Source organism: Streptomyces scopuliridis RB72, assembly GCF_000718095.1.
In the GTDB taxonomy this organism is placed as follows: domain Bacteria; phylum Actinomycetota; class Actinomycetes; order Streptomycetales; family Streptomycetaceae; genus Streptomyces; species Streptomyces scopuliridis.
Genome location: NZ_JOEI01000055.1, coordinates 1 through 6,236, shown reverse-complemented (window position 1 = coordinate 6,236; position 6,236 = coordinate 1). Strand labels below are relative to the sequence as shown.

The 6,236-nt window shown below is 71.1% G+C and carries 1 protein-coding gene; it reads left to right on the top strand.

Annotation, left to right across the window (positions count from 1 at the left end):
* Nucleotides 1-6,236: non-ribosomal peptide synthetase (locus tag IF11_RS0135850; RefSeq protein WP_157848485.1), on the top strand; the 6,236-nt coding region annotated here is incomplete at both ends.

Below are 6,236 nucleotides of genomic sequence, written 5' to 3'. Positions count from 1 at the left end.
CGGAGGTGCTGGGTCTGTCCCGGGTGGGGATCGAGGACAACTTCTTCGACCTCGGCGGCGACTCCATCATCAGCCTCCAGGTCGTCTCCCGCGCCCGCCACGCCGGACTCGCCCTCTCCTCCCGCGACGTCTTCCTCCACCCCACCATCTCCACCCTCGCCACCAAGGCCGGTCAGGTCGACACCGGCCCCGCCCTGCTCGCGGAGAGCGGACTCGTCACCGGCGCCGTAGGGACAACTCCCGTACGTGAGTGGTTCTTCGACACTCATCCGGTGGCTCCGGAGCACTTCAACATGGGTGCCGGGTTCACACTGTCTCCCGGCACCGACCTCGATGCTCTCCGGGCTGCTGTCGGCGCGCTGCTCTCCCAGCACGATGCGCTGCGCAGCACGTTCACCCGCACTCCGGACGGAACCTGGACCGGGCACATCACACCCGCCGTCGACCTCGACGCGGTCTTCACCGTCCACGACAGCGGCACCGAGGAGTGGCCCTCGGTCGTCGCGGCGGCGCATGCCGGACTCGACCTGGAATGTGGGCCGTTGTTCCGCGTCCTCGTCGGAGTGACGGGGCCGGAGGCTTCGATCCGGGTCGTACTCGCCGCGCACCATCTGGTGGTCGACGGTGTGTCCTGGCGCATCCTGCTGGAGGACCTGGAGTCCGCGTACGAGCGGATCGTGGCCGGCGGACAGCCCGACCTGGGTCCGAAGGGCACCTCGGTACGGCAGTGGGCGACGCGGCTCGCCGAGCACACGGCCGCGGGCGGCTTCGACGCCCAGCTGCCGTACTGGCTGGCGACGAGCGACGGTGTCACCACACGGCTGCCCGTCGACCGTCCGGGCGGCGACAACACGGTGCAGTCCGAGCGTTCGGTGTCCGTGCGGCTGTCCGCCGAGGAGACGCGGGCGTTGTTGCAGAGCGTGCCCGCGGTGTACCGGACGCGGCCGAACGATGTGCTGCTCTCGGCGCTGGTGCGTGCGGCGGGGCCGTGGGCCGGTGGATCGCGGTGGGCCGTCGACATCGAGGCGCATGGGCGCGAGGAGATCTTCGCCGACACCGATCTGACCCGTACCGTCGGCTGGTTCACCTCCATCCACCCGGTCGTCCTGGACGTTCCGGGGGACGAGGGGGTGGCGGACTGGCGCGGGACGATCCGGGCAGTCAAGGAGCGGCTCAGGTCGGTTCCGGACCAGGGTGTCGGATACGGCGCGCTGCGCTATCTCCCTTCGTCCGAAGGCGACTTGAGCGCGAGCCCGAGCGCTCACGGTCTCCGGGCGGCCCCCGTTCCCGAGCTGGCCTTCAACTACCTCGGGCAGTTCGGCGGGGCCGACGACACCAGCGGCTGGTACCGCTCGCTCGCCCTGAACCCGGGCGGCGAGCACCACCCCGCCGAGCTGCGGAGCCATGTGCTGGAGGTGGTGGGCGCGGTCCAGGACGGTGTGCTGGCGTTCACCTGGTCGTACTCGGCGAATCTGCACGACCGCGCCACGGTGTGGAGCCTCGCCGAGCGGTTCACCGCCGAGCTGCGGTCGCTCATCGAGCACTGCGCGGAGCCGGATTCGGGCGGTTGCTCCCCGTCGGACTTCCCGCTCGTACGGCTGACCCAGGCCGAGATCGATCTGATCGCCGGCGACGGCCGCGATATCGAGGACATCTATCCGTTGACGCCCCTTCAGTCGGGGATGCTCTTCCACTCCTTGAACGCGCCAGGCTCGGCCGCGTACCTCGAACAGTTCACCTTCGTCATGGACGGAGTCGCCGACCTGGACGCGCTGGCGCGCGCCTGGCAGCGTGTGGTCGATGCCTCGGACGCGCTGCGGGTGTCGATCGCCTGGGAGGGCCTGTCCGAGCCGGTCCAGATCGTGCACCGCCGCGCAGAAATCCCCGTCACCCGCGTCGACTGGACCGGCCGCGTGGAGGCTGAGCGCGCCGAACTGCTGGCCGTGCTCGTCGCCGAGGACCGTGCCGCCGCCGGACTGGACCCGGGAAGCGCCCCGCTCACCCGCGTCACCCTGGCCACACTGCCGGGCGAGCGCGTACAGGTGCTCTGGTCGTTCCACCACATGTTGCTGGACGGGTGGAGCAGCGCGGCGGTGTTGTCGGACGTCGCGGCGGAGTATGCGGCGGAGTGCGCGTCCCTCGTGTCGGAGGCGGGTCCCCGCCCGGCGGACCGGCCAGCGCGCGGCGCGTTCCGGGAACACCTCAGGTGGCTGGCCGACCGTGACCAGGCGGCCGGGCGCGCCTTCTGGCGCGACCGGCTCGCCGGCTTCGAGGAGCCGTCCGCGCTGCCCTTCGACCGCGCGCCGGACAGCGCACACCGCGCCCGCTCGACGGACCGGGTGACCCTGCGCCTGCCCGCCGCCACCGCCCACGCCGTCGTGGACTTCGCGCGCCGCAGCCGGGTGACCGTCGGCACGATGGTCCACGGAGCCTGGGCGCTCACACTCTCGCAATACGCGGGGTTGTCCGATGTGGTGTTCGGTTCGACGGTGTCAGGACGTCCGGCCGACCAGCCGGGAGCCGAGAGCACGGTGGGGCTGTTCATCAACACCCTGCCCGTACGGATCGACACCACGCCCGCCGAGCCCGTGGCGCGCTGGCTGCGGCGGATCGGCGACGAGCAGGCGGAGGCACGGCAGTACGAGTACGTCGCGCTCCACGAGATCAGCACCGATGTGCCGTCCGGCGCCGCGCTCTTCGACAGCCTGGTCGTCGTCGAGAACTACCCCGTGGACCCGGACGCCGCCGCCCGACACGGCATCGTCCTGTCCGGTCTCGACGCGGTCGAGTCGACGAACTATCCGCTGACACTCACCGCTCGCGCGGGCGGCGGGACCGGGGAGCAGTTCGTCCTCACCTTCGGGTACGACCCGGAGCTGTTCGACGCCGACACGGTGCGGCGACTGGCGGAGAGCTGTGCGCGGGCGCTCGAAGAGCTTGCCGAGGACGGGGAGCGGATCGTCGGCACGCTGACACTGCTCGGCGGTGACGAGCGGGCGCGGGTGCTCGGGGAGTGGAGCGGCGCGCGCGACCACGAGGCGATACCCATCGTGCGTCCGGCCTCCGTGACGGACGCGTTCCGGGAGCGGGTGGCCGCTTCGCCGGACGCCGCCGCCGTGAAGTGCGGTGACACGACGCTGAGTTACCGTCAGCTGGGCCGGCGGGCGGACCGGCTCGCCCATGCCCTGCTGAAGCGCGGCGTGGGCGCGGGCTCGCGGGTCGGACTGCTGCTGGAGCGGTCGCCGGAGGTCGTGGTGGCGATGCTCGCGGTGCTGAAGGCGGGCGGCGCGTACGTACCGCTGCACGCGGCGCACCCGGCGCGACGTATGAGGGAGGTGCTGGAGCGCAGCGGCGCGGAACTCCTGCTGATCGACGGGACGGTGCGGGCGCCGGAGGGCGTGGCCGTGCTCGATATGGCCGATGTCGAGGCTGACGCCGGGACCGCTGCCGAGGCTGCTTCGGCGCCCGTGTCCGTCAGCGTTCCGTCGCAGGCGCCTGCGTATGTGATGTTCACCTCCGGGTCCACCGGGACGCCGAAGGGCGTGGTCGTCAGCCACGGTGGTGTGGTCGCTCTCGCGGCCGACCGGCGATTCGGCTCGGAAACCCACCGGCAGGTGCTCTTCCACTCCCCGCACTCCTTCGACGCGGCGACGTACGAGGTGTGGGGGCCCCTGCTGAACGGCGGCTGTGTCGTCGTCGCCGACGAAGAGCTGACCGCCCAGGCCGTGCGGCGTGCGGCGGCGCACGGCGTCACAGCGGTGTTCGTCACGACCGCCCTCTTCGGGGCGCTCGCGGACGAGGATCCCGGATGCTTTGCGGGACTGCGGGAAGTGTGGACCGGGGGAGAAGCGGCATCGGCGCCCGCGATGGCACGGATGCGCGCACACTGCCCGGACACCGAGCTGATGCATGTGTACGGGCCGACGGAGACCACGACCTTCGCGCTGTGCGGACCGGTCGCGGCCGGGGACACCTCAGGCGGGCCGGTGCCGCTCGGTGGTCCGATGGACGGCACTCTGGCGTACGTACTGGACGGTGCCCTGCGCCCGGTCGGTGTGGGTGTGCCGGGCGAACTGTATCTGGGCGGGTCGGGGCTGGCGCGCGGATACGACGGCCGGGCCGCGCTGACGGCGGAGCGGTTCGTGGCCGACCCGTTCGCGGCGGGCGCACGGCTGTACCGGACCGGCGACGTCGTACGCCGACGGGACGACGGCCGCGTGGAGTTCCTGGGCAGGAACGACGGACAGGTGAAGATACGCGGATTCCGTATCGAACTCGGCGAGATCGAAGCACTTCTGACGCGGGGCCAGGACATTGCCGCAGTGGCGGTCGTGGCCCGTGAGGACCGACCCGGAACGAAGCGGCTCGTGGCCTATCTGGTCCCGGCCGGCGGCGCGGTGCTGGACATCACGTCCGTACGCGAGCAGCTGACCGCGACGCTCCCCGCGTACATGGTGCCGTCCGCGTTCGTCGAGCTGGAAGCACTGCCGCTCACGGTGAACGGCAAGGTCGACCGGCGGGCCCTGCCCGCTCCCGGGCACGGGAGCGACGATGAGGAGCCCTATGTGGCTCCGCGCCCCGGAGCCGAGGAACTGCTCGCCGGGATCTGGGGCGAGGTGCTCGGCACCGAACGGGTGGGTGCGCACGATGACTTCTTCGCACTTGGCGGTGACTCCATCGCCGCCCTCAAAGTCGTCTCCCGTGTCCGCGCGGCCCTGGGGTCCGGGCTCTCGCCGAGGGCGCTGTTCGACTATCCGACCGTGGCGCGCCTGGCAGCCGCCGCCGGTGTCGGCGAGGACGAGTCCGTCGCCGCAGACCCGGCCGACAACGGTATCGCCCCGACTCCACGGGACGGCCGGCCCCTTCCCCTGTCGTACGCACAGGAACGACTCTGGTTTCTGGATGAGTTCACCCCTGGCGGCGCCGAGTACAACGTCGTCACCACCCTCCGCCTGACCGGCACACTCGATCTGTCTGCTCTGCGGGCCGCTGTCTCGGGACTGGTGGCCAGGCATGAGGCGCTGCGGACCACATTCGACTCAGCCGACGGGCGGGGCGTACAGAAGGTTCATCCAGCACTTGACGTCACGGTACGTATTGCCGAGGCGCACGGAGAGACCGAGCGGGACGGGCTGCTCCGCGCCGAGGCGGCGGAGCCGTTCGATCTGCGCACCGGTCCGCTGCTCCGGGTGCTTCTGGTGCCGGAAGAGACTCCGGCCTCATCTTCCTCTTCCTCCTACCTGTTGATGCTGACGCTGCATCACATCGTCACCGACGGCTGGTCGATGGGTGTGATCACGCGTGAGCTGAGTGAGCTGTACGCGGCCGCGCTGCGGGGTGGGGAAGCAGAACTGCCGACGCTGCCCGTCCAGTACCCCGACTACGCGGTCTGGCAGCGCGAGCGGCTCACGGGCGATGCCCTCGACACGCACCTGGACTACTGGCGCGAACACCTCCGGGAACTTCCCGTACTCGAACTGCCCACCGACCGGCCGCGTCCGGCCGTACGGTCCGGGCGCGGGGCGTTGCACACCTTCCGCGTTCCGGAGGAGCTGACGGCCGCGCTCACGGAAGCGGCGGGAAGGCGCGGCGCCACCCTGTCGATGGCGCTGACAGCGGTCACTCAGCTGCTGCTCGCGCGCTACAGCGGACAGGACGATCTCGCCGTGGCCACAGCCGTCTCGGGCCGGGAACGTACCGAACTCGAAGGTCTCGTCGGCTTCTTCGTCAACACGCTGGTCCTGCGGTCCCGGATCGACGCCACCGCCGACTTCGCCGCTCTGCTCGCGCAGGTACGGGAGACGACGCTCGCCGCGTTCGCCCACCAGGACGTGCCGTTCAGCCGGCTGGTCGAGGAACTGGACCCCGAGCGCGACCCCAGCCGCACCCCACTCGTGCAGGCGGCGGTCACGCTCCAGAACGCACCGCGAGAGACCTTCGCGCTGCCCGGCCTGCGGGTCGAGGAGACGCTGCCACCCGTGGAGACGGCACAGTTCGACCTCAACATCGAGTTCGAACCGGCCCCCGGGCGCGGCCTGTTCGCCGTCGTCTCGTACAGCACGGATCTGTTCGATGCGGGGACGGTCGGGCGGATGGCGGGGCATTGGCTGGGGTTGGCGGGTGCGTTGGTGGCTGGTGGGTCGGGGCGGGTGTTGGGTGAGGTGTCGATGTTGGGGGTGGTTGAGCGGGAGTGGGTGGTGGGTGCGGGGCGTGGTGTGGTGCGTGGGTTGTCGGGT